Origin of the sequence: Streptomyces cirratus, assembly GCF_014650775.1 — a bacterium.
Lineage (GTDB): Bacteria > Actinomycetota > Actinomycetes > Streptomycetales > Streptomycetaceae > Streptomyces > Streptomyces cirratus.
Genome location: NZ_BMVP01000002.1, coordinates 215,706 through 240,049 on the forward strand (window position 1 = coordinate 215,706; position 24,344 = coordinate 240,049).

Here is a 24,344-nt window from a genome sequence, read left to right on the forward strand (position 1 = left end):
CGGGCCCGGTCAGTTGCCCGCCACGTCCTTGACGGCCACCGCGACCGGGGTGGAACCGGAGACGACCTCCAAGGTCAGGCCGGCCGTCGCCGGAGTCTCCACCAGCTCCGCCAGCACCGCCGCCACATCGTCGCGCGGGATCGTCCCGCGCCCCGTATGCGCCTCCAGGCGGACCAGCCCCGTACCCTCGTCGTCGGTCAGCCCACCAGGGCGCAGCACCGTCCACTCCAGGCCCAGGCGCGTACGGAGGTGGTCGTCGGCCTCCCCCTTGGCCCGGAGGTAGTAGTCGAACACCTCCTCGCCCTCGTGACGGGCGTCCGCGCCCATCGAGGAGACCATCAGGAAGCGCCGTACGCGCGCGCGTTCGGCCGCGTCCGCGAACAGCACCGCCGCCGCACGGTCCACCGTGTCCTTGCGTTCGATGCCGCTGCCCGGGCCGGCGCCGGCCGCGAACACCGCCACGTCCGCACCGTGGAGGATCCCCGCCACGTGCTCCACCGTGGCCGACTCCAGATCGCACAGCACCGGTTCGGCACCCGCCTCCCGCAGGTCGTCGCCCTGCTCCGGGTCGCGGATGATGCCCGCGACCTCGTACCCGCGCGCGGAGAGCAGCCGCTCCAGCCGCAGCGCGATCTGACCGTGTCCACCCGCGATGACGATGCGCATGCCCCGACCGTACGACGAGCCGGGCCCGGCCGCCCGCGAACGGGCGGCGAACGACCGGTGCCGGCCGGGTACGGCTCAGGGGCCGGGCTCCGTACGTCCCTGCCGGGGCAGGTCCAGGGCCACCGCCACCGCCGAGTCGCAGTACTCGCGTACGGCACTCGTACGGGCTACCACCCGCCCCCGGTGGATCACGATCCGGCTGTACGCCAGGGACAGCACCCCCGCGATGCGGTCACCGCGCACGGCCAGCAGCTCCGCCGGGAAACCGGCCTCCACCCGGACCTCCGGAAGGCCCATCGCCTCCCGGGCGGCGGTGCTGACCGACTCGTACGCCTCCGCCGGGCGCAGACCGCCCTGGGAGGCCAGCAGGTACGCGGCTTCGAGCGGGTCGCCGCGGCCGACGGGGTTGCCCGCGTCCCGGAGCGCCCCGCTGCCCGCCGCGACCCGGACTCCGGCGGAGCGCAGGAGGCGTACGGGAGCGGTGCGCAGCCCCCGGCGCTCCAGGGCGGCGCAGTCGCCCTGCGGGAGGCAGGTCACCCCGACTCCGGCCGCGGCCAGCTCGTCGGCGGCGCGGCTCGCCACGTCCAGCGGCAGCCGCGACAGGCCGCCGCAGGGGCCGATGGTCACACCGGGGCGCAGGCCGCGGGCCATCGCCGTGAGCCGGGCCAGGCGGGCGGGGTCGTCGCCGTCGGTGTGCAGGTCGACGGGACAGCCCTGCTCGCCGGCCAGTTCCAGCACGGCTTCGAGGTACCCGGCCGGGTCGGGGTCCAGGTCCGGGCAGCCGCCGATCACCGAGGCCCCCATCTTGACGGCGTCGCGCAGCATGGCCCGCCCGTCCGCCCCGGCGACCCCGGTCAGCAGCCGCGGGACGGCGACCGTGGTCAGGTCGGCGAGGCCGCGCAGGGAGCGGCGGGCCTGGAGCACGGCCTCCATGGGCCCCAGCCCGTGGGCGCCGCCGATGCGTACGTGGGACCGCACGGCGGTGGCGCCGTGGCCCAACTGGAGGAGGGCGGACTCGGTGGCCCGGCGCTGGACCTCGTCGGTGCCGTACGAGAGGGGGCCCTCGGCGTCCGCCGTCAGGGCGGTGTCCCCGTGGGCGTGCGGCTCGGCGGGGGCGGGGAGCAGGAGGTAGCCGGTGAGGTCGACGCGGGGGGTGTGGGAGGGAGCCCGGTTCGGGGCCAGGGGGAGGGAGGGGGGCCGGGCGGGGGTGCGGGTGGGGGTGCGGGTGGGGAGGGCGCCGGGGGCGGCGACCTCCTGGATCCGGCCACCGCCGAGCCGGACGTCGACGGTGCGGCCGTCGGTGAGGCGCGCCCCGGCGAGGAGCAGCGTGGTGGCCTCGGCGCCCCCGGCGGCCGACCCCCCGGCGGGGCCCCGCGCGGGTCCGTACCCGCCGCCGTCACCCCGGCCGCCGCGCGGGGGAGGGGAGGGCTGCTGCGGCTGGCTGTCGGACATCGCGCTCCTGCGGTGGCTCGGGCGGTTCCTGGGCCAGGGCCTGTGGCCGGTGGCCTGCGGCCCAAGATCACGCAGCGTGCTCAGAGCCTAGGGCGCCGGGGTGTCCGGTTTGCGGAGGAGGGCAATAGTCGTACTGGCGTGGTGGCGTGGTGGCGTGGTGGCGTGGTGGTGGCGTGGGCAGAGCGGCCGGGCGGGGTCGGTTGGGTGCGTGGTCGGCTCGGCTCGCTCCGGCCGGTGCGTGACGTCCGCCACAAACTCCGCGATTCGGTGGGGAAAACGGGTCGGACGTGGCTCGTGCGCCGACCGGGAATCGGACGTGGAGTGGCCCGGAGCCCGGGCGCCCCAAAGGATTTGGGCGATCGGCGGGCAACCGTGTAATGTCTTCATCGCTCGCCCCAATAGCTCAGTCGGTAGAGCGTCTCCATGGTAAGGAGAAGGTCTGCGGTTCGATTCCGCATTGGGGCTCTGGTGAGAGAGGTTCCCCACCCTCGGGTGGGGAGTCGATCACATCAAAGCGGCGTAGCTCAGTCGGTAGAGCAAGCGGCTCATAATCGCTGTGTCACCGGTTCAAGTCCGGTCGCCGCTACACACAGTAGCCGATTGCGGGGTCGGTCTCCCGGTCGGCTACTCTTGTATGCGTTCATCCGTCCCAATTGTCCGTCAAGGAGCACTCACGTGGCTGCCACCGACGTCCGCCCGAAGATCACGCTGGCCTGCGTGGAGTGCAAGGAGCGGAACTACATCACCAAGAAGAACCGGCGTAACAACCCGGACCGTCTTGAGATGAAGAAGCACTGCCCGCGCTGCAACTCGCACACCGCGCACCGCGAGACCCGCTAAGCCTTAGCGAGTCTCGAACACAGGCACCGTCATGAGGTCGTCCCCTTCCCAGGGGGCGGCCTCGTGTCGTTTCCGCCCGTGCCCCGTACCCGGCACCTGGGATTCACCGGTGTACCGCCGTACCCGACGACTGATGATCGTGTTCTTCAACTGGAGGTAGTGAGCCATGGCCCTCGACCAGACCTTCGTGGGGCGGAGCTACCCGCCCACCGATCCGTACGAGGTCGGCCGGGAGAAGATCCGCGAATTCGCGGTTGCGCTCGGTGACGAAAATCCGGTGTATTTCGATCCGGAAGCCGCCAAGGCGTTCGGCCACCCGGATGTGATCGCGCCGCCGACTTTTGTGTTCGCCATCACGTTCAAGGCCGCGGGTCAGGTCATCCAGGACCCGCAGCTGGGGCTGGACTACAGCCGCGTCGTGCACGGTGACCAGAAGTTCGCGTACGTGCGGCCGGTGCGGGCGGGTGACCGGCTGTCGGTGACGTCCACGATCGAGGCCGTGAAGTCGATGGCGGGCAACGACATCATCGACATCCGCGGTGAAGTGCACGACGAGTCCGGCGAGCACGTGGTGACGGCGTGGACCAAGCTCGTGTCCCGCGCCCCTGAGGAGGCCTGAGATGACCGCGCAGATCCAGTACGCCGATGTCGAGGTCGGCACCGAGCTGCCGGCGGCGGCCTTTCCCGTGACGCGTGCCACGCTCGTCCAGTACGCCGGTGCTTCGGGGGACTTCAACCCGATCCACTGGAACGAGAAGTTCGCCAAGGAGGTCGGGCTGCCGGACGTGATCGCGCACGGCATGTTCACCATGGCCGAGGCGATCCGTGTGGTGACCGACTGGGTCGGCGACCCGGGTGCGGTCGTCGAGTACGGGGTGCGGTTCACGAAGCCGGTCGTCGTCCCGAACGACGAGCGGGGCGCGCTGATCGAGGTCACGGCGAAGGTCGCCGCCAAGCTGGACGACAACCGCGTCCGGGTGGACCTGACGGCCACCAGCGCGGGTCAGAAGGTCCTGGGCATGTCCCGCGCGGTGGTTCAGCTGGCGTAGGGCGGGACCGGGCCGGGGGGCGGGGTGGGGCGGTGTCTCCTTTTCCCGGTGTCGGGGAGGTGCTGGGGGCTTCCCGTCAGTCCACTGTCCTTTCGTGTCGGTTCGGCCTGTCAAGGGCGCTCCTCCTCGTTCCTCGTCGTCGCGTCGCTTCGCGATGGCCTTCGGCCACCCTTGACGGGCCGTCCCGCCCCGAAACGCCAAAGACTGCCGGGAAGCCCCCAGGGGAACGGTCGGGAGGTACGGCTTCCGATGACCCCGTCTCAGGGACCTCGGACCGAAGCCCCGAGCGCAGGGCCGCCTCCGGAGCCCCGCCAATTCAGCCTCGCCGGAGCTACCTCCGGGGGACTGTCGCGCCGCCGATTTCAGCCTCGTGGGGCCTACCGACGGGCGCGACAGATCGCTACGCGCTCCTCCCGGCTCAGCGTCCGCGGCCCGCCTTGGGCTGGGCATGGGCCGCCGGCCATCGCTACACGGCTGACGTGTTCTGGCGTCGAAGCCGCCGTCAATTCCTGCCTCGCCGGAGCTGCCCGGCGGAAACAGATGACGCGGTCCGGCGTCGGCCAGTGGACAGGTTAGTGATTGAGCACTAACTTAGGTGCATGGCAAGGATGAGCGCAGAAGAGCGACGCGAGAGCGTCATCCGTGCGGCAATGCACGAATTCGCCCGCGGCGGCTACTACGGCACGTCAACCGAGGTCATCGCCAAGCGCGTCGGCGTCTCGCAGCCGTACCTCTTCCGGCTCTTCCCCAACAAGCAGGCCATCTTCGTCGCCGCCGTCGCCCGCTGCACCGAGGACATCCGGCTCGTCTTCGAGAAGGCCACCGAAGGCCTCGGTAGCGAGGAGGCGCACCGTGCCATGGCCGACGCCTACATCGAGCTGATCGCCGAGCACCCCGACAAGCTGCAGATGCAGCTCCAGGCGAGCCTCGCCGTCGCCGCCGCCGAGGCCGCCGGTGAGACGGAGTTCGGCGAGATGGTGCGGGCCGGCTGGATGAGGCTGTGGGACACCGTCCACCTCGCGCTCGGGGCCGACGCGAACGAGACCACCGGCTTCATGGCGCACGGGATGCTCATCAACACCCTCGTCGCGCTCGGCTTCCCGCCCGGTCACCGGGTCTGGGAAGGGTGCTACCCCGCCGGTAAGGGCCAGGGCCGGTAGGGCGCCGGCTGGGCGTCGGTTCGGCTTGGGCAGTGAACTTAGTCAGTGATAACTAATCAGGGGGAGAAATGAACGAACAGGCACCACCCGTACTCAGCCGCTCCGCCATCTGGGCCCTCGTCATCACCGGCGCCGCGAGCTTCATGGCCGCCCTCGACAACCTCGTCGTCACCACCGCCCTGCCCGCCATCCGCGCGGACCTCGGCGGGAAGCTCGAAGACCTGGAGTGGACGGTGAACGCCTACACGCTCACCTTCGCCGTCCTCCTGATGTTCGGCTCCGCCCTCGGCGACCGCTTCGGCCGGCGCCGGCTCTTCATCGGCGGGCTCTCGGTCTTCACCCTCGCCTCCGCCGCGGCCGCCCTCTCGCCCGGCATCGACCAGCTCATCGCCGCCCGCGCCGTCCAGGGCGTCGGCGCCGCCGTGATGATGCCGCTCACGCTCACCCTGCTCACCGCCGCCGTCCCGGCCGCCCGCCGGGGCATGGCCCTCGGCATCTACGGGGCCGTCACCGGCCTTGCCGTCGCCAGCGGGCCCCTCATCGGCGGCAGCCTCACCGAGCACGTCTCCTGGCAGTGGATCTTCTGGATCAACGTGCCGATCGGCATCGCCCTGATCCCGCTCGCTCGCCTGCGCCTCGCCGAGTCCACCGCCCCCGGCGCCCGGCTCGACGTCCCCGGCACCCTCCTCATCAGCGGTGGCCTCTTCGGGATCGTCTACGCCCTGGTCAACGCCAACGCCAAGGGATGGACCAGCACTCCCGTGCTGACCGGCCTCGTCCTCGGCGCCGCGCTCGTCGGCGGCTTCATCCGGCACGGCTCCGGCAACCCGCACGCCATGCTCCCGATGCGCCTCTTCCGAAACCGTGGCTTCCTCGGGATCAACCTCGCGGGCCTCCTGATGTTCCTCGGCATGTTCGGGTCGATCTTCCTGCTCAGCCAGTTCCTCCAGGGCGTAGCCGGCTACTCGCCCACCGAGGCGGGGCTGCGCATGCTCCCCTGGACCGGAATGCCGATGATCGTCGCGCCGATCGCCGGGATCCTGTCCGACCGGATCGGCAGCCGACCCGTCGTCACCGCCGGGCTCGCCTTCCAGGCCCTCGGGCTCGGCTGGTTCGCGGCGATCCTGAGCGCGGACGTCTCCTACGCGGCCCAGCTGCCCGCCCTCATCCTCAGCGGCATCGGCATGGCGCTGTACTTCGCCCCCGCCTCCAACGCGCTGATGTCCACCGTCACCCCCGCCGACCAGGGCAAGGCCTCCGGCACCAACAACGCGCTGCGCGAGGTCGGCGGCGCCCTCGGAGTTGCCGTCCTGGCCTCCGTGTTCTCCGCGCAGGGCGGCTACGAGACCCCGCAGGCCTTCACCGACGGCACCGTTCCCGCGCTGTGGATCGGCGCCGGGGCCGTGGCCCTGGCCGCAGCGCTCGCCATGCTCCTGCCGCGTAAGGCGAAGGCCGCGTCCGCCGTGGCCGTGGCCGCGAGCGCGAGCGCCGGCGCCGACGCCGGCGCGCAGAAGGTGCCCGCCGCGAGCTGAGCCGGAAAGGCCGCCGAGTCACGGTCCGTGCCCCGCGAGGATGCGAGGGGCACGGACCGTACTCTTGTCCCCGTGCAGGAACTCCACGACGCCCCCCTCGCCCCGCTGACCACCTTCCGGCTCGGCGGCCCCGCCGCCCGGCTGGTGACCGCGACAACCGACGCCGAGGTCGTCGACGCCGTCCGCGCCGCGGACTCCGCCGGCACCCCGCTGCTCGTCATCGGCGGCGGCAGCAACCTCGTCATCGGCGACAAGGGCTTCGACGGCACGGCCCTGCGCATCGCCACCACCGGCTTCCGCCTCGACGGGACCCGGCTGGAGCTCGCCGCGGGCGAGAACTGGAGCGACGCGGTCGCCCGCACCGTCGACGCCGGCCTCGCCGGGATCGAGTGCCTCGCCGGGATCCCCGGCTCCGCCGGTGCCACGCCGATCCAGAACGTCGGGGCGTACGGCCAGGAGGTCTGCGACACCATCACGGAGGTCGTCGCGTACGACCGCACCACCGGCGAAACGGTCACCCTCAGCGCCGCCGAGTGCGACTTCCGGTACCGCAACAGCACCTTCAAGGACCAGCCCGACCGCTACGTCGTCCTGCGCGTCCGCTTCGCCCTGGAAGACGCCGGCGGGCTCTCCGCCCCCATCAAGTACCCGGAGACCGCACGCGCCCTCGGCGTCGAGGCCGGCGACCGCGTACCGGCCGCCGTCGCCCGCGAGACCGTGCTGCGCCTGCGCGCCGGCAAGGGCATGGTGCTCGACCCCGCCGACCACGACACCTGGTCCGCCGGCTCCTTCTTCCACAACCCGATCCTGACCGACGAGGCCTACGCCGCCTTCCTCGCCCGCGTCCAGGACCGCCTCGGCGCCGACACCAACCCGCCCGCCTACCCCGCCGGCGAAGGCCGTACGAAGACCAGTGCCGCCTGGCTGATCGACAAGGCCGGTTTCACCAAGGGCTACGGGACCGGCCCCGCGCGGATCTCCACCAAGCACACCCTCGCCCTCACCAACCGGGGCGAAGCCACCACCGAGGACCTCCTCGCCCTGGCCCGCGAGGTCGTCGCGGGCGTCCACGAGGCCTTCGGCGTCACCCTGGTCAACGAACCGGTGACGGTCGGCGTCAGCATCTGAGGAGCACCGGCCGCCATGCGTTGTCCCCTGCACGGGGCCGGTACGGACCCCACCCGGCTGGTGGGCCGCGAGATCAAGGCGGTCGTCGCGTCCTGGCACGTCTACGAGGGCGAACGATCCGAGGCGCCGCTCGACGTCTGGCTCCTCGACAGCGAGGGCGAGTCGACCCGCATCACCACCGGCTCCGACCAGTGCCTCATCGTGGAGTCCGAGACCCCGCACCAGCCGTACGACATGGGCGAGTGGGGCCGCATCGAGGTCGGTGAGGACCTCGGCGACCACCCCTTCCTGCGCCACCTCGGCGAGACCGTCGCCACCGTCGCCGAGTACGCCGCGCCCGGGACCGGCCGCACCCACCTGGAGATCGGCTTCGCCGACGGGGACCGGGTGCGGGCCGACTGCTACGAAGGGGACCTGCGGCTCACCCGGTGAGCCAGTGGTCGATCCCGTCCAGCAGCTTGGCCTGAACCTCCTTCGGCGCCGCGGAACCCCGTACCGACTGCCGCGCCAGTTCCGCCAGCTCCTCGTCCGTGAAGGCGTGGTGGCGGCGCGCGATCTCGTACTGGGCCGCGAGCCGGGACCCGAACAGCAGCGGGTCGTCCGCACCGAGCGCCATCGGCACGCCCGCCTCGAAGAGCGTGCGCAGCGGCACGTCCTCGGGTCGTTCGTACACCCCGAGCGCCACGTTCGAGGCGGGGCAGACCTCGCAGGTGATCTGCCGGTCCGCGAGTCGCTTGAGCAGCCTGGGATCCTCGGCGGCCCGTACGCCGTGCCCGACGCGGACGGCGTGCAGGTCGTCGAGGCAGTCCCGCACGGAGGCCGGTCCGGTCAGCTCGCCGCCGTGCGGGGCGGCGAGCAGGCCGCCCTCACGGGCGATGGCGAAGGCCCGGTCGAAGTCGCGGGCCATGCCGCGGCGCTCGTCGTTGGACAGGCCGAACCCGACGACGCCGCGGTCCGCGTAGCGGACGGCGAGACGGGCCAGGGTGCGGGCGTCGAGGGGGTGCTTCATGCGGTTGGCGGCGATGATGACGCGCATCCCGAGGCCGGTGTCGCGGGAGGCGGCGTCGACGGCGTCGAGGATGATCTCGACGGCCGGGATCATGCCGCCCAGCAGCGGGGCGTAGGAGGTGGGGTCCACCTGGATCTCCAGCCAGCCCGCGCCGTCCCGTACGTCCTCCTCGGCCGCTTCGCGGACCAGGCGCCGGATGTCGTCGGGCTCGCGGAGGCAGGAGCGGGCGGCGTCGTAGAGCCGCTGGAAGCGGAACCAGCCGCGCTCGTCGGTGGCCCGCAGCTTGGGTGGCTCACCGCTGGTCAGGGCGTCGGGCAGGCGCACGCCGTACTTGTCGGCGAGCTCCAGCAGGGTGGACGGCCGCATCGAACCCGTGAAGTGCAGGTGCAGGTGGGCTTTCGGCAGAAGCGTGAGATCGCGTACGTGCTCCATCCGGTGATCCTGCCGTACCGCTGCGCTCGGCGGGAGGGGGTTTTCCTGATCGGGGGCTTGCTCGAACGCGCGGGCGGGCCGGTTTCCGCTGCGCGGGGCCTACCCGGGCTCTGCCCGGACCGCGCCTCAATCGCCGGCGGGGCTGCTGATGCGCCTCGGTCGCCGGCGGGGCTGCTCATCCCCGACACGACTGAGCGGTGGCGCCCGGGGAGGGCGTCACCGCTCAGGGTGGATCAAGGGGGCGGCCGGAGGATCAGGCCTTGGCCTCCGCCAGGAGGTTCTGGATGCGGGACACGCCCTCGACCAGGTCCTCGTCACCCAGGGCGTACGACAGGCGCAGGTAGCCCGGCGTGCCGAAGGCCTCGCCCGGGACGACCGCGACCTCGGCCTCGTCCAGGATCAGGGCCGCCAGCTCGACGGAGGTCTGCGGGCGCTTGCCGCGGATCTCCTTGCCGAGGAGCTCCTTCACCGACGGGTACGCGTAGAACGCGCCCTCCGGGGTCGGGCAGAAGACGCCGTCGATCTCGTTCAGCATCTTGACCATGGTCTGGCGGCGGCGGTCGAAGGCCTTCCGCATCTCCGCGACCGCGTCCAGGTTGCCCGAGACGGCGGCCAGCGCCGCGACCTGCGCCACGTTGGAGACGTTGGAGGTGGCGTGCGACTGCAGGTTGGTCGCGGCCTTGATGACGTCCTTCGGCGCGATGACCCAGCCCACCCGCCAGCCGGTCATCGCGTACGTCTTGGCAACGCCGTTCACGATGATGCACTTGTCGCGCAGGGCCGGGACCAGCACCGGGAGCGAGGTGAACTTCGCGTCGCCGTAGACGAGGTGCTCGTAGATCTCGTCAGTCAGCACCCACAGGCCGTGCTCCGCCGCCCACTCGCCGATGGCGCGCGCGTCGTCCTCGCTGTACACGGAGCCGGTCGGGTTCGAGGGGGAGACGAACAGGACGACCTTGGTGCGCTCGGTGCGCGCGGCCTCCAGCTGCTCGACGGAGACCCGGTAGCCGGTGGTCTCGTCGGCGACGACCTCCACCGGGACGCCGCCCGCGAGGCGGATCGACTCGGGGTACGTCGTCCAGTACGGGGCCGGGACGATGACCTCGTCGCCCGGGTCGAGGATCGCGGCGAACGCCTCGTAGATGGCCTGCTTGCCGCCGTTGGTCACCAGGACCTGGGACGCGTCGACCTCGTAGCCGGAGTCGCGGAGCGTCTTGGCCGCGATCGCGGTCTTCAGCTCGGGCAGGCCGCCGGCCGGCGTGTAGCGGTGGTACTTCGGGTTGCGGCAGGCCTCGACCGCCGCCTCGACGATGTAGTCCGGGGTCGGGAAGTCGGGCTCGCCCGCGCCGAAGCCGATCACCGGGCGCCCGGCGGCCTTGAGGGCCTTGGCCTTGGCGTCGACGGCGAGGGTGGCGGACTCGGAGATAGCGCCGATACGGGCGGACACCCGGCGCTCGGAGGAAGGCGTTGCAGAGGTCATGCGGCAATCGTCCCAGACGGCAAACGGGCGACGCACACCGTTTCAACTACCGGACGGGGGTGATCCGCATCCGGCCCCGGCGGCTTCTGTTCGACGTCAGGGCCCGGACCACGTACACTCACCTGTCGTTGGTCCTCACCGGCCGCCCCAGAGCGTGAGCACTCCGTGCACTCGCCCGGATGCGGTAGGTTGGGGAACGCAAAGGGTCGTAGCTCAATTGGTAGAGCACTGGTCTCCAAAACCAGCGGTTGGGGGTTCGAGTCCCTCCGGCCCTGCTCCACACTCCTTCTCGGACGTGTGCGCAGGTACGTACTTCGATGCAACGCCGTGCGGCGCAACCGGGCGCGGCTACGGCCACGACCCGGATTCAGGTGAGAGACGTGACGGACGCCCTGGGCTCCATCGACATGCCTGACGCCGAGGACGACACCCGCGAGAAGAAGGCCCGCAAGGGCGGCAAGCGCGGCAAGAAGGGTCCTCTGGGCCGGCTCGCGCTCTTCTACCGCCAGATCGTCGCGGAACTCCGCAAGGTCGTCTGGCCCACTCGCAACCAGCTGACGACGTACACCACTGTGGTGATTGTCTTCGTCGTCATCATGATCGGTCTGGTGACCGTGATTGACTATGGGTTCCAGGAAGCCATCAAGTTCGTCTTCGGCTGATCCCCGCGGAGGGCGGCGCCTTGATGGGTGCCGCCCGTTTTCGCATGTTCGACCACCTTTTGTATCCAGGAAGAAGCAGCCACCGTGTCTGACCCGAACCTGAACGCGAGCCACGACTCCGTCGAGTCCGTCGAGGACGAGCTCGACATCGTCGAGGCGGCGGACGCGGACCTCGATGAGGCCGAGGCCGCCGACGCCGAAGCGGGTGCCGCTGCCGAGGAATCCGCCCTGCACGTCGAGTCCGACGTCGAGTCCTCCGATGACGAGGCCTCCGACGAAGCCGACGCCGACGTCGAGGCCGCCGACGCCGCCGAGGTCGAGACCGACGACGAGTCCGCTGACGATGACGCCGACGCCGTGGAGGACGCCGCCGAGGCCGAGGCCGAAGAGCCCGCCGAGCCGGTCGACCCCATCGAGGCGCTGCGCGACGAGCTCCGCCTGCTGCCCGGCGAGTGGTACGTGATCCACACCTACGCGGGCTACGAGAAGCGCGTGAAGGCCAACCTGGAGCAGCGCGCCGTCTCGCTGAACGTCGAGGAGTTCATCTACCAGGCCGAGGTGCCCGAGGAAGAGATCGTCCAGATCAAGAACGGCGAGCGCAAGAACGTCCGGCAGAACAAGCTGCCCGGTTACGTTCTCGTCCGCATGGATCTGACGAACGAGTCCTGGGGCGTCGTCCGCAACACCCCGGGCGTCACCGGCTTCGTCGGCAACGCCTACGACCCCTACCCGCTGACCCTGGACGAGATCGTCAAGATGCTCGCCCCGGAGGCGCAGGAGAAGGCCGCCAAGGCCGCCGCGGAAGAGGCCGGCCTGCCCGCGCCCGCCGTCAAGCGCCAGATCGAGGTCCTCGACTTCGAGGTCGGCGACTCGGTCACCGTCACCGACGGCCCGTTCGCGACGCTCCAGGCGACGATCAACGAGATCAACCCGGACTCGAAGAAGGTCAAGGGCCTCGTCGAGATCTTCGGTCGCGAGACCCCGGTCGAGCTGAGCTTCGACCAGATCCAGAAGAACTGATCTTCTGAATCCACGCTTCCGAACAGGTCAGAACGCCCCGTGAAGGGCGGTCTGACCTGCTCGGTTTTCAGCCCCGCACCGATACCCGTTATCGTGGTGCGGTATGCCTCCATCCGGATGACCGGATTGGCGGCGAAAAACTCTCACTAGGACCCGGAGAGAGCAATGCCTCCCAAGAAGAAGAAGGTCACGGGGCTTATCAAGCTCCAGATCAAGGCCGGCGCGGCCAACCCGGCTCCGCCGGTCGGCCCCGCGCTCGGTCAGCACGGCGTCAACATCATGGAGTTCTGCAAGGCCTACAACGCCGCGACCGAGTCGCAGCGTGGCATGGTCGTGCCGGTGGAGATCACGGTCTACGAGGACCGCTCCTTCACCTTCATCACCAAGACGCCGCCGGCCGCGCGCCTCATCCTGAAGAGCGCGGGCGTCGAGAAGGGCTCGGGCGAGCCGCACAAGACCAAGGTCGCGAAGCTCACGCGTGACCAGGTCCGCGAGATCGCCACGATCAAGCTTCCCGACCTGAACGCCAACGACCTCGACGCCGCCGAGAAGATCATCGCCGGCACCGCCCGTTCCATGGGCATCACGGTCGAAGGCTGATTCAGCCGCCCCAGCACCACCAGTGGTAGGGCCAAGCGCTGGCCCGCACCACGACTCCATGCCTGAATCCGAAACACAGGAGCAGAAGTGAAGCGCAGCAAGACTCTCCGCGCTGCGGACGCCAAGGTCGACCGGGAGAAGCTGTACGCCCCGCTCGAGGCCGTCCGTCTCGCCAAGGAGACCTCCACGACCAAGTTCGACGCCACCGTCGAGGTCGCCTTCCGCCTGGGTGTCGACCCGCGCAAGGCCGACCAGATGGTCCGCGGCACCGTGAACCTCCCGCACGGCACCGGTAAGACCGCCCGGGTCCTGGTCTTCGCGACCGGTGACCGTGCTGCGGCCGCGGAAGCCGCCGGCGCCGACATCGTCGGCGACGACGAGCTGATCAACGAGATCGCCAAGGGCAACCGCCTGAACGAGTTCGACGCCGTTGTCGCCACGCCGGACCTCATGGGCAAGGTCGGCCGCCTGGGCCGCGTGCTCGGTCCCCGTGGCCTCATGCCGAACCCGAAGACCGGCACCGTCACCATGGACGTCGCCAAGGCTGTCACCGAGATCAAGGGTGGCAAGATCGAGTTCCGCGTCGACAAGCACTCGAACCTGCACTTCATCATCGGCAAGGTCTCCTTCACCGATGAGCAGCTGGTCGAGAACTACGGCGCCGCGCTGGACGAGATCCTTCGTCTCAAGCCGTCCGCCGCCAAGGGCCGCTACGTGAAGAAGGCCGCCCTCAGCACCACGATGGGCCCCGGCATCCAGCTGGACTCCAACCGCACCCGCAACCTCCTCGTCGAGGAAGACCCGGCTGCCGTCTGAGTCCGACCGGACCGAGCCTGACTCGCGTCACGGCTCACCGAGTGGCTGAACGGGCCCCTCGCTCCCTTCCGGGGGAGCGGGGGGCCCGTTCCGTATACCCGTTCGACCGCTGTCGTGACCGGCCAGTAATGTGCCCTCTGACCAGCAGTGAACAGGGGTGGGGATTTCCGTGAACGTGAACGCGTACCGCAAGCGGACCGTCGTGGCCGTGGCCGCGGCCGTACTGCTCGCCGGCGGGGCCACCGCCTGCGACGGGGGGAAGAAGGACGGCGCCGCCGCTGCTCCCTCGAAGAGCGCGTCGGGCACGCCCGGCGCGTCCGGCGCGCAGAAGCCGGTGCAGGCGGAGCCGGCCGCCTACCTGGAGCAGGTGAAGAAGGGCTCCGAGGAGATCACCTCGCTCCGCTACACCATGTCCGGCAGCGTGGCGGGCCAGCCGGTCTCGGGCGACGTGGCCATGCGCATCAAGCCCGAGGTGGGCATGTCGATGAAGATGGCCTCCCCGGAGGCCGAGGGCGGGACCGTCGACCTGCGCCTCATCGGCGGTGTGATGTACATCGGGAGCGACGGCAAGTTCCTCAAGCTCGACCTCAAGAGCGCGAGCCCGGACGCGGCGGCCCAGCTGGACGCCCTCGGCAAGGCCGGCCAGAGCGGCGAGAACCCGGCCGACCGGGCGAACCAGCTCCAGGGGGCCAAGGACCTCAAGGTGGTCGGCGAGGAGACCGTCGACGGGCAGAAGACCACGCACCTGTCCGGCACGGTCAGCCTGGACCAGATGAAGGCCGCGGCGGCCGCGGCTTCGCCCGAGGCCAAGGAGCGCCAGGACAAGTCCGTCAAGCAACTCGAGGCGCAGGGCGTGCGGAGCCTCGTGGTGGACATGTGGGTCGACGGCACCAACCACACCAAGCAGGTGCGCACCCAGGGCCAGACCGCCAAGGGGCCGATGGACGTCACGATCAAGTTCACCGAGTACAACAAGCCGGTGGACATCGCGGCTCCCCCGGCCGACCAGGTCGTGGACCTCGCCGAGATGATGAAGAACGGCGGCGCCCAGGGCTGAGCGTGGGGCCGGGAGGGCGGCCCGAGGGCGATTTGCCTCGGGTCGCGTGCTTCACGTACAGTTCCCCAGAAGCCAAAGACCGCTGGTCGTTGCCGTGCTCGCAAGGGTGCGGCGGCCGAAGGATCCGCTGGATGCGGACGACCCGCGTAGGTGACTGAGGAAAGTTCCCGGATTTCACGATCCGGTTGAGCTACGCCCTGGCGCCTGCGCCGGGGCGTTTTGCATGTAGCCCCTTCTGAGCGGTCCTCATCACCCGGAAGGAGGCCGACGCACTATGCCGACGCCCAACAAGGCTGCCGCGGTAGCCGAGCTCACGGACGCGTTCCAGAGCTCGAACGCCGCCGTGCTGACCGAGTACCGGGGTCTCACCGTCGCGCAGCTCAAGACGCTGCGTCGCTCTCTCGGTGAGAACGCCCAGTACGCCGTGGTGAAGAACACGCTGACCAAGATTGCGGCCAACCAGGCCGGGATCACCGCGCTGGACGAGCACTTCGCTGGTCCGACCGCGGTCGCCTTCATCACCGGTGACCCGGTGGAGTCGGCGAAGAGCCTGCGTGACTTCGCCAAGGAGAACCCGAACCTCATCATCAAGGCGGGTGTCCTTGATGGTAAGGCGCTCACCGCTGATGAGATCAAGAAGCTTGCGGACCTCGAGTCCCGCGAGGTTCTGCTCAGCAAGCTGGCCGGCGCGTTCAAGGGCAAGCAGTCCCAGGCTGCCTCGCTCTTCCAGGCGCTGCCGTCGAAGTTCGTCCGCACCGCGGAAGCGCTTCGCGTCAAGCTCGCCGAGCAGGGCGGTGCCGAGTAATTCGGCTCGCGCACTGATCCACGCCGCCTAGTGCGTGGGTCGTAGCGGGCCGTTACGCCCGCCTCTATATACATCCGGCACCTGCCGAATTAGTGGAAGGATCGCCCATCATGGCGAAGCTCTCTCAGGACGACCTCCTCGCCCAGTTCGAGGAGATGACCCTCATCGAGCTCTCCGAGTTCGTGAAGGCCTTCGAGGAGAAGTTCGACGTCACCGCCGCCGCGGCCGTCGCCGTTGCCGGCCCCGCCGGCCCGGGTGCCCCGGCCGAGGCCGAGGAGGAGAAGGACGAGTTCGACGTCATCCTCACCGGTGCGGGCGACAAGAAGATCCAGGTCATCAAGGTCGTGCGTGAGCTGACCTCCCTGGGCCTCAAGGAGGCCAAGGACCTCGTGGACGGCACCCCGAAGCCGGTCCTCGAGAAGGTCAACAAGGAGGCCGCTGACAAGGCCGCCGAGGCCCTCAAGGCCGCCGGCGCCGGCGTCGAGGTCAAGTAACACCTCTGAGGCCCTCTGGGGCCTCTTCAAAGGGCGGTCACCCGTAAGGGTGGTCGCCCTTTGGCGTACCCGGAGTGCCTGATTTGCCCTGCTCTCGTTGGGGAGTAGGGTGATCTTCGTTGTCTCGGAGCCGGTCCGCAGGTGATCCGCTCGGAGCAGGGGGCCTTGACGAACGGGCGGCGGCGCGCAATTCTCAGACCGGTCGTGGGAGACCCGCCCGCACCGCTCCGGGACCCGAGGGTACGGATCGGCGATCCGAGGCATGGATCGACCACGAAGAGGGCAGTACTGATACGCGCTCTGTGTTCAGAGCGCGGCAGAGTTGGACGCGGTGTTGGACGAACACGGTGTTGGTTGATCGAGTGGGGAAGGCCTGTTGCCGGTTTCCGGAAACCTGGTCTGGACATCAGTGAGCCAAGTGGCTACACTGACCCTTTGCGCTGCCTGTTAGCTGCCCCCTGCCCGTCGCCAGGGGCATGCCCACGCTCGAGCACACCTGACTGATCCGCCCTGACCTGGTCTTTCGGACCAGATTGAAAGCGTCTGTCTTCTGTGTCGGCTGGGACCGGTACGCGCGTAGTGAGTCCGAGCCCTCGGAAGGACCCCCTCTTGGCCGCCTCGCGCAACGCCTCGACCAATACGAACAACGGTGCCAGCACCGCCCCGCTGCGCATCTCCTTTGCAAAGATCAAGGAGCCCCTCGAGGTTCCGAACCTCCTGGCGCTGCAGACCGAGAGCTTTGACTGGCTGCTCGGTAACGCCGCCTGGAAGGCTCGCGTCGAGTCGGCTCTTGAGAGTGGACAGGACGTCCCCACCAAGTCCGGTCTTGAAGAGATCTTCGAGGAGATCTCGCCGATCGAGGACTTCTCCGGGTCGATGTCGCTGACTTTCCGCGACCACCGTTTCGAGCCGGCGAAGAACTCGGTCGACGAGTGCAAGGAGCGCGACTTCACGTACGCGGCGCCGCTCTTCGTCACTGCCGAGTTCACGAACAACGAGACCGGAGAGATCAAGTCTCAGACGGTCTTCATGGGCGACTTCCCGCTCATGACCAACAAGGGCACCTTCGTCATCAACGGCACCGAGCGTGTCGTCGTGTCGCAGCTCGTCCGTTCCCCCGGTGTCTACTTCGACTCCTCCATCGACAAGACGTCCGACAAGGACATCTTCTCCGCCAAGATCATCCCGTCCCGGGGTGCCTGGCTGGAGATGGAGGTCGACAAGCGCGACATGGTCGGTGTCCGCATCGACCGCAAGCGCAAGCAGTCCGTCACCGTCCTCCTCAAGGCTCTCGGCTGGACCACCGAGCAGATCCTCGAAGAGTTCGGCGAGTACGAGTCCATGCGCGCCACCCTGGAGAAGGACCACACCCAGGGCCAGGACGACGCGCTGCTCGACATCTACCGCAAGCTGCGCCCGGGCGAACCGCCGACCCGCGAGGCCGCTCAGACGCTGCTCGAGAACCTCTACTTCAACCCCAAGCGCTACGACCTCGCGAAGGTCGGCCGCTACAAGGTGAACAAGAAGCTCGGCGCCGACGAGCCGCTCGACGCCGGTGTGCTCACCACCGACGACATCATCGCGACGATCAAGTACCTCGTGAAGCTCCACGCGGGCGAGACCGAGACCACCGGTGAGTCGGGCCGTTCGATCGTCGTCGAGACCGACGACATCGACCACTTCGGCAACCGTCGTCTGCGCAACGTCGGCGAGCTCATCCAGAACCAGGTCCGTACGGGTCTGGCTCGTATGGAGCGCGTCGTGCGCGAGCGCATGACCACGCAGGACGTCGAGGCGATCACGCCGCAGACCCTGATCAACATCCGGCCGGTCGTCGCCTCCATCAAGGAGTTCTTCGGCACCAGCCAGCTGTCGCAGTTCATGGACCAGAACAACCCGCTGTCGGGCCTGACCCACAAGCGCCGTCTGTCGGCGCTGGGCCCCGGTGGTCTGTCCCGTGAGCGGGCCGGCTTCGAGGTCCGTGACGTCCACCCGTCGCACTACGGCCGCATGTGCCCGATCGAGACCCCCGAAGGCCCGAACATCGGTCTGATCGGCTCGCTCGCGTCCTACGGCCGCGTCAACGCGTTCGGTTTCGTCGAGACCCCGTACCGCAAGGTCGTCGACGGTGTCGTCACCGACGAGGTCGACTACCTGACCGCCGACGAGGAAGACCGCTTCGTCATCGCCCAGGCCAACGCCGGCCTGAACGACGAGATGCGCTTCACCGAGAACCGCGTCCTGGTTCGCCGTCGTGGTGGCGAGATCGACTACATCGCCGGCGACGACGTCGACTACATGGACGTCTCCCCGCGCCAGATGGTGTCCGTCGCGACCGCGATGATCCCCTTCCTGGAGCACGACGACGCCAACCGTGCCCTCATGGGCGCGAACATGATGCGCCAGGCCGTTCCGCTGATCAAGGCGGAGGCGCCGCTCGTCGGCACCGGCATGGAGTACCGCTGCGCCGTCGACGCCGGTGACTCGATCAAGGCGGAGAAGGACGGTGTCGTCCAGGAGGTCTCGGCCGACTACATCACCGTCGCCAACGACGACGGCACGTACACCACGTACCGCGTCGCGAAGTTCTCCCGCTCGAACCAGGGCACCTCGGTCAACCAGAAGGTCATCGTCAACGAGGGCGACCGGATCGTCGAGGCCCAGGTCCTCGCCGACGGCCCGGCCACCGAAGAGGGCGAAATGGCCCTTGGCAAGAACCTGCTCGTCGCGTTCATGCCGTGGGAAGGCCACAACTACGAGGACGCGATCATCCTGTCGCAGCGCCTCGTACAGGACGACGTCCTCTCCTCGATCCACATCGAGGAGCACGAGGTCGACGCCCGTGACACCAAGCTGGGCCCCGAGGAGATCACCCGGGACATCCCGAACGTCTCCGAAGAGGTCCTCGCCGACCTCGACGAGCGCGGCATCATCCGCATCGGTGCGGACGTCGTCGCCGGCGACATCCTGGTCGGCAAGGTCACGCCCAAGGGTGAGACCGAGCTGACCCCGGAGGAGCGTCTGCTCCGCGCCATCTTCGGTGAGAAGGCCCGCGAGGTGCGTGACACCTCGCTCAAGGTCCCCCACGGTGAGATCGGCAAGGTCATCGGTGTCCGCGTCTTCGACCGCGAGGAGGGCGACGAGCTTCCCCCGGGCGTGAACCAGCTGGTCCGCGTCTACGTCGCCCAGAAGCGCAAGATCACCGACGGTGACAAGCTCGCCGGCCGTCACGGCAACAAGGGTGTCATCTCCAAGATCCTCCCGATCGAGGACATGCCCTTCCTTGAGGACGGCACGCCGGTCGACATCATCCTGAACCCGCTGGGTGTCCCGTCCCGAATGAACCCGGGACAGGTCCTGGAGATCCACCTCGGCTGGCTCGCCAGCCGCGGCTGGGACGTCTCCGGCCTCGGCGAGGAGTGGGCCGAGCGCCTCAAGGCGATCGGCGCCGACCGCGTCGAGCCCGGCACCAACGTCGCCACCCCGGTGTTCGACGGTGCCCGCGAGGACGAGCTGGCCGGCCTGTTCGAGCACACCATCCCGAACCGCGACGGCGACCGCCTGGTCCTGCCGTCCGGCAAGGCGCGTCTGTTCGACGGCCGCTCCGGCGAGCCGTTCCCGGACCCGATCTCGATCGGGTACATGTACATCCTCAAGCTGCACCACCTGGTCGACGACAAGCTCCACGCCCGGTCGACCGGTCCGTACTCGATGATCACGCAGCAGCCGCTGGGTGGTAAGGCGCAGTTCGGTGGCCAGCGCTTCGGTGAGATGGAGGTGTGGGCGCTCGAGGCTTATGGCGCCGCTTACGCCCTCCAGGAGCTGCTGACCATCAAGTCCGACGACGTCACCGGCCGCGTGAAGGTCTACGAGGCCATCGTCAAGGGCGAGAACATCCCCGAGCCGGGCATTCCCGAGTCCTTCAAGGTGCTCATCAAGGAAATGCAGTCGCTCTGCCTCAACGTGGAGGTGCTGTCCTCGGACGGCATGTCCATCGAGATGCGCGACACCGACGAGGACGTCTTCCGCGCGGCGGAGGAGCTCGGTATCGACCTGTCCCGGCGTGAGCCGAGCAGCGTCGAAGAGGTCTGACGGGCCTGACGGGGGGCTCGCTCAAGAGCCCCCCGTCATCCCCGGGACCGTTCAGACCATGATTGAGACTCGACCCCGAAAGAGGGATTGACGCACAGTGCTCGACGTCAACTTCTTCGACGAGCTGCGGATCGGCCTTGCCACCGCGGACGACATCCGAACCTGGTCGCACGGCGAGGTCAAGAAGCCGGAGACCATCAACTACCGCACCCTCAAGCCTGAGAAGGACGGACTCTTCTGCGAGAAGATCTTCGGTCCGACCCGGGACTGGGAGTGCTACTGCGGCAAGTACAAGCGTGTCCGCTTCAAGGGCATCATCTGTGAGCGCTGTGGCGTCGAGGTCACGCGCGCCAAGGTGCGTCGTGAGCGGATGGGCCACATCGAGCTTGCCGCTCCCGTCACCCACATCTGGTACTTCAAGGGCGTCCCGTCGCGCCTGGGCTACCTGCTGGACCTCGCGCCGAAGGACCTCGAAAAGGTCATCTACTTCGCCGCGTACATGATCACGTTCGTGGACGACGAGCGCCGCACCCGCGACCTCCCGTCGCTGGAGGCGCACGTCTCCGTCGAGCGCCAGCAGATCGAGAACCGCCGTGACGCGGACCTCGAAGGCCGTGCCAAGAAGCTCGAGACCGACCTGGCCGAGCTGGAGGCCGAGGGCGCCAAGGCCGACGTGCGCCGCAAGGTGCGCGAAGGTGCCGAGCGCGAGATGAAGCAGCTGCGCGACCGTGCGCAGCGCGAGATCGACCGTCTGGACGAGGTCTGGTCCCGCTTCAAGAACCTCAAGGTCCAGGACCTCGAAGGCGACGAGCTGCTCTACCGCGAGCTGCGCGACCGCTTCGGTACCTACTTCGACGGTTCGATGGGTGCCGCGGCGCTGCAGAAGCGCCTGGAGTCCTTCGACCTGGAGGAGGAGGCCGAGCGCCTCCGCGAGATCATCCGGACCGGCAAGGGCCAGAAGAAGACCCGTGCGCTCAAGCGCCTCAAGGTCGTCTCCGCGTTCCTGCAGACCAGCAACAGCCCCAAGGGCATGGTTCTGGACTGCGTGCCGGTGATCCCGCCGGACCTGCGTCCGATGGTGCAGCTGGACGGTGGCCGCTTCGCGACCTCCGACCTGAACGACCTGTACCGCCGCGTGATCAACCGCAACAACCGTCTGAAGCGTCTGCTCGACCTCGGTGCCCCCGAGATCATCGTGAACAACGAGAAGCGGATGCTCCAGGAGGCGGTCGACGCCCTCTTCGACAACGGCCGTCGTGGTCGCCCGGTCACGGGCCCCGGCAACCGTCCGCTGAAGTCCCTGAGCGACATGCTCAAGGGCAAGCAGGGCCGTTTCCGTCAGAACCTCCTCGGCAAGCGCGTGGACTACTCCGCGCGTTCCGTGATCGTCGTCGGTCCGCAGCTCAAGCTGCACCAGTGCGGTCTGCCGAAGGCCATGGCGCTGGAGCTCTTCAAGCCGTTCGTGATGAAGCGCCTGGTCGACCTGAACCACGCGCAGAACATCAAGTCGGCGAAGCGCATGGTCGAGCGCGGCCGTACGGTCGTCTACGACGTGCTCGAAGAGGTCATCGCCGAGCACCCGGTGCTGCTGAACCGTGCGCCCACGCTGCACCGTCTCGGCATCCAGGCCTTCGAGCCCCAGCTGGTCGAAGGCAAGGCCATCCAGATCCACCCGCTCGTCTGCACCGCGTTCAACGCGGACTTCGACGGTGACCAGATGGCCGTGCACCTGCCGCTCTCCGCGGAGGCGCAGGCCGAGGCCCGCATCCTGATGCTGTCCTCGAACAACATCCTCAAGCCGGCCGACGGCCGTCCGGTCACGATGCCGACCCAGGACATGGTCCTCGGTCTGTTCTTCCTGACCACCGACGGTGAGCTGCGTGACACCAAGGGCGAGGGCCGCGCGTTCGGCTCCACGGCCGAGGCGATCATGGCGTTCGACGCCGGTGAGCTCGCGCTGCAGTCGCAGGTCGACATCCGCTTCCCGGTGGGCACCATCCCGCCGCGCGGCTGGGTCGCGCCGGTGGCCGAAGAGGGCGAGCAGGAGTTCCAGCCGGGCGACAGCTTCCGTCTCAAGACGACCCTGGGCCGCGCGCTCTTCAACGAGCTGCTGCCCGAGGACTACCCGTTCGTCGACTACTCGGTGGGCAAGAAGCAGCTCTCCGAGATCGTCAACGACCTGGCGGAGCGCTACCCCAAGGTGATCGTGGCGGCGACGCTCGACAACCTCAAGGCGGCCGGTTTCCACTGGGCGACCCGTTCGGGCGTCACCGTGGCCATCTCCGACGTCGTCGTGCCCGAGGCCAAGAAGGCCATCGTCGCGGGCTACGAGGCGATGGACGAGAAGGTCCAGAAGCAGTACGAGCGCGGTCTGATCACCAAGGACGAGCGCACGCAGGAGCTCATCGCGATCTGGACCAAGGCGACCAACGAGGTTGCCGAGGCGATGAACGCGAACTTCCCCAAGACGAACCCCATCTTCATGATGGTTGACTCGGGTGCCCGAGGAAACATGATGCAGATGCGACAGATCGCCGGTATGCGTGGTCTGGTGTCGAACGCGAAGAACGAGACCATCCCGCGTCCGATCAAGGCGTCCTTCCGTGAGGGCCTCACCGTTCTGGAGTACTTCATCTCCACGCACGGTGCCCGTAAGGGTCTGGCGGACACCGCCCTGCGTACCGCCGACTCGGGTTACCTCACCCGTCGTCTGGTGGACGTCTCGCAGGACGTCATCATCCGCGAGGAGGACTGCGGCACCGAGCGCGGCCTCAAGCTCAAGATCGGTGTCAAGGACGAGGCGGGTGTCCTGCGCAAGGCGGACGACGTCGAGACCTCCGTGTACGCCCGCATGCTGGCCGAGGACGTCGTCATCGACGGCAAGGTCATCGCGCCGGCCAACGTGGACCTCGGTGACGTGCTCATCGACGCCCTCATCGCGAACGGCGTCGAGGAGGTCAAGACCCGCTCGGTCCTGACCTGCGAGTCCGCGGTCGGCACCTGTGCCTTCTGCTACGGCCGCTCGCTGGCCACCGGCAAGCTGGTCGACATCGGTGAGGCGGTCGGCATCATCGCCGCCCAGTCCATCGGTGAGCCCGGTACCCAGCTGACGATGCGTACCTTCCACACCGGTGGTGTGGCCGGTGACGACATCACGCAGGGTCTGCCGCGTGTCGTCGAGCTCTTCGAGGCCCGTACCCCGAAGGGTGTCGCCCCGATCTCCGAGGCCGCCGGCCGCGTGCGGATCGAGGAGACCGAGAAGACGAAGAAGATCGTCATCACGCCCGACGACGGCAGCGAGGAGACGGCGTTCCCGATCTCCAAGCGCGCCAAGGTCATCGTGCACGAGGGCGACCACGTCGAGGTGGGCCAGAAGCTCACCATGGGTGCCACCAACCCGCACGACGTGCTGCGCATCCTCGGTCAGCGTGCCGTCCAGGTCCACCTGGTCGGCGAAGTCCAGAAGGTCTACAACTCGCAGGGCGTGTCGATCCACGACAAGCACATCGAGATCATCATCCGGCAGATGCTGCGCCGCGTGACGATCATCGAGTCCGGCGACGCGGAGCTCCTGCCGGGCGAGCTGGTCGAGCGGTCGAAGTTCGAGACCGAGAACCGTCGTGTGGTCACCGAGGGCGGTCACCCCGCCTCCGGCCGTCCGCAGCTGATGGGTATCACCAAGGCCTCGCTCGCGACCGAGTCGTGGCTGTCGGCGGCGTCCTTCCAGGAGACGACCAGGGTTCTGACGGATGCGGCGATCAACGCCAAGTCCGACTCCCTGATCGGCCTCAAGGAGAACGTCATCATCGGTAAGCTCATCCCGGCCGGTACGGGCCTGTCCCGCTACCGCAACATCCGGGTCGAGCCGACCGAGGAAGCCAAGGCCGCGATGTACTCGGCCGTCGGCTACGACGACATCGACTACTCGCCCTTCGGCACCGGCTCCGGCCAGGCCGTCCCGCTGGAGGACTACGACTACGGCCCGTACAACGGCTGATAGCCCGTAAGAGGAAGCCCCCCGCTGCTCCGAGAGGAGCGGCGGGGGGCTTC

The 24,344-nt window shown here is 68.8% G+C and carries 20 protein-coding genes and 3 tRNA genes; 19 read left to right on the top strand and 4 right to left on the bottom strand.

The window, feature by feature from the left end; genetic code table 11:
- Positions 1 to 9: 9 nt before the first annotated feature.
- Together IE207_RS05890 and IE207_RS05895 are read right to left on the bottom strand one after the other, a co-directional pair.
- Entirely contained in the window at positions 10 to 666 is a 657-nt protein-coding gene (locus tag IE207_RS05890; RefSeq protein ID WP_190182979.1) for an SDR family oxidoreductase, read from the bottom strand.
- A 75-nt stretch (positions 667 to 741) separates the two neighbouring features.
- Positions 742 to 2,118 carry an amidohydrolase family protein gene (locus IE207_RS05895; protein WP_190182980.1) on the bottom strand — a complete coding sequence of 459 codons (1,377 nt, stop codon included), beginning with the start codon at positions 2,116 to 2,118 and terminating at the stop codon, positions 742 to 744.
- A 392-nt stretch (positions 2,119 to 2,510) separates the two neighbouring features.
- Between IE207_RS05895 and IE207_RS05900 the strand changes: the two genes are divergently transcribed.
- The 9 genes from IE207_RS05900 (at position 2,511) to IE207_RS05940 (ending at position 8,259) form a co-directional block, all read left to right on the top strand.
- Positions 2,511 to 2,583, top strand: a tRNA-Thr gene (locus IE207_RS05900).
- Between the two features lie 48 nt (positions 2,584 to 2,631).
- Positions 2,632 to 2,704, top strand: a tRNA-Met gene (locus IE207_RS05905).
- Positions 2,705 to 2,793: 89 nt separating this feature from the next.
- A complete protein-coding gene (gene rpmG, locus IE207_RS05910) occupies positions 2,794 to 2,958 on the top strand; it encodes a 50S ribosomal protein L33 (protein WP_003956487.1) in 165 nt (54 codons plus the stop codon).
- Positions 2,959 to 3,124: 166 nt separating this feature from the next.
- Positions 3,125 to 3,577: a MaoC family dehydratase N-terminal domain-containing protein gene (locus IE207_RS05915; RefSeq protein WP_190182981.1), complete on the top strand. Its 453-nt coding sequence runs from the start codon at positions 3,125 to 3,127 to the stop codon at positions 3,575 to 3,577.
- A gap of 1 nt (position 3,578) precedes the next feature.
- Entirely contained in the window at positions 3,579 to 4,007 is a 429-nt protein-coding gene (locus tag IE207_RS05920; RefSeq protein WP_190182982.1) for a MaoC family dehydratase, read from the top strand.
- Between the two features lie 599 nt (positions 4,008 to 4,606).
- Entirely contained in the window at positions 4,607 to 5,167 is a 561-nt protein-coding gene (locus IE207_RS05925; protein WP_190182983.1) for a TetR/AcrR family transcriptional regulator, read from the top strand.
- Between the two features lie 68 nt (positions 5,168 to 5,235).
- Positions 5,236 to 6,699, top strand: a complete 1,464-nt coding sequence (locus tag IE207_RS05930; protein WP_190182984.1) for an MFS transporter — start codon at positions 5,236 to 5,238, stop codon at positions 6,697 to 6,699.
- A 72-nt stretch (positions 6,700 to 6,771) separates the two neighbouring features.
- Positions 6,772 to 7,827, top strand: a complete 1,056-nt coding sequence (locus IE207_RS05935; protein ID WP_190182985.1) for a UDP-N-acetylmuramate dehydrogenase — start codon at positions 6,772 to 6,774, stop codon at positions 7,825 to 7,827.
- Between the two features lie 15 nt (positions 7,828 to 7,842).
- The gene (locus IE207_RS05940) at positions 7,843 to 8,259 is read left to right on the top strand and encodes a hypothetical protein (protein ID WP_190182986.1); all 417 of its coding nucleotides are present in this window, start codon (positions 7,843 to 7,845) and stop codon (positions 8,257 to 8,259) included.
- Here IE207_RS05940 and IE207_RS05945 read toward each other — a convergent pair.
- Together IE207_RS05945 and IE207_RS05950 are read right to left on the bottom strand one after the other, a co-directional pair.
- The gene (locus IE207_RS05945) at positions 8,249 to 9,268 is read right to left on the bottom strand and encodes an adenosine deaminase (RefSeq protein WP_190182987.1); all 1,020 of its coding nucleotides are present in this window, start codon (positions 9,266 to 9,268) and stop codon (positions 8,249 to 8,251) included. The genes IE207_RS05940 and IE207_RS05945 overlap by 11 nt on opposite strands.
- Before the next feature lie 253 nt (positions 9,269 to 9,521).
- Positions 9,522 to 10,748, bottom strand: coding sequence for a pyridoxal phosphate-dependent aminotransferase (locus IE207_RS05950; RefSeq protein WP_190182988.1), 1,227 nt, complete (start codon positions 10,746 to 10,748; stop codon positions 9,522 to 9,524).
- 202 nt (positions 10,749 to 10,950) lie between these two features.
- Between IE207_RS05950 and IE207_RS05955 the strand changes: the two genes are divergently transcribed.
- The 10 genes from IE207_RS05955 to IE207_RS06000 all read left to right on the top strand — a co-directional run bounded on the left by IE207_RS05955 (position 10,951) and on the right by IE207_RS06000 (position 24,291).
- Positions 10,951 to 11,023, top strand: a tRNA-Trp gene (locus tag IE207_RS05955).
- Positions 11,024 to 11,128: 105 nt separating this feature from the next.
- Positions 11,129 to 11,410 carry a preprotein translocase subunit SecE gene (gene secE / locus IE207_RS05960; RefSeq protein WP_030298162.1) on the top strand — a complete coding sequence of 94 codons (282 nt, stop codon included), beginning with the start codon at positions 11,129 to 11,131 and terminating at the stop codon, positions 11,408 to 11,410.
- An 84-nt stretch (positions 11,411 to 11,494) separates the two neighbouring features.
- Complete coding sequence (gene nusG / locus IE207_RS05965) at positions 11,495 to 12,430, top strand: transcription termination/antitermination protein NusG (protein ID WP_190182989.1); 936 nt, start codon at positions 11,495 to 11,497, stop codon at positions 12,428 to 12,430.
- Between the two features lie 165 nt (positions 12,431 to 12,595).
- The gene (gene rplK / locus IE207_RS05970) at positions 12,596 to 13,030 is read left to right on the top strand and encodes a 50S ribosomal protein L11 (RefSeq protein WP_190182990.1); all 435 of its coding nucleotides are present in this window, start codon (positions 12,596 to 12,598) and stop codon (positions 13,028 to 13,030) included.
- Between the two features lie 87 nt (positions 13,031 to 13,117).
- Complete coding sequence (gene rplA, locus IE207_RS05975) at positions 13,118 to 13,846, top strand: 50S ribosomal protein L1 (RefSeq protein WP_030154662.1); 729 nt, start codon at positions 13,118 to 13,120, stop codon at positions 13,844 to 13,846.
- Between the two features lie 169 nt (positions 13,847 to 14,015).
- On the top strand, positions 14,016 to 14,903 hold the full coding sequence (locus tag IE207_RS05980) for an SCO4651 family lipoprotein (RefSeq protein WP_229873397.1): 888 nt from the start codon (positions 14,016 to 14,018) through the stop codon (positions 14,901 to 14,903).
- Positions 14,904 to 15,177: 274 nt separating this feature from the next.
- A complete protein-coding gene (rplJ, locus tag IE207_RS05985; protein WP_190182991.1) occupies positions 15,178 to 15,708 on the top strand; it encodes a 50S ribosomal protein L10 in 531 nt (176 codons plus the stop codon).
- 110 nt (positions 15,709 to 15,818) lie between these two features.
- Positions 15,819 to 16,202: a 50S ribosomal protein L7/L12 gene (gene rplL / locus IE207_RS05990; RefSeq protein ID WP_190182992.1), complete on the top strand. Its 384-nt coding sequence runs from the start codon at positions 15,819 to 15,821 to the stop codon at positions 16,200 to 16,202.
- Between the two features lie 609 nt (positions 16,203 to 16,811).
- A complete protein-coding gene (rpoB, locus tag IE207_RS05995; protein WP_190182993.1) occupies positions 16,812 to 20,294 on the top strand; it encodes a DNA-directed RNA polymerase subunit beta in 3,483 nt (1,160 codons plus the stop codon).
- Between the two features lie 97 nt (positions 20,295 to 20,391).
- Positions 20,392 to 24,291 carry a DNA-directed RNA polymerase subunit beta' gene (locus IE207_RS06000; protein WP_190182994.1) on the top strand — a complete coding sequence of 1,300 codons (3,900 nt, stop codon included), beginning with the start codon at positions 20,392 to 20,394 and terminating at the stop codon, positions 24,289 to 24,291.
- Positions 24,292 to 24,344 lie beyond the last annotated feature (53 nt).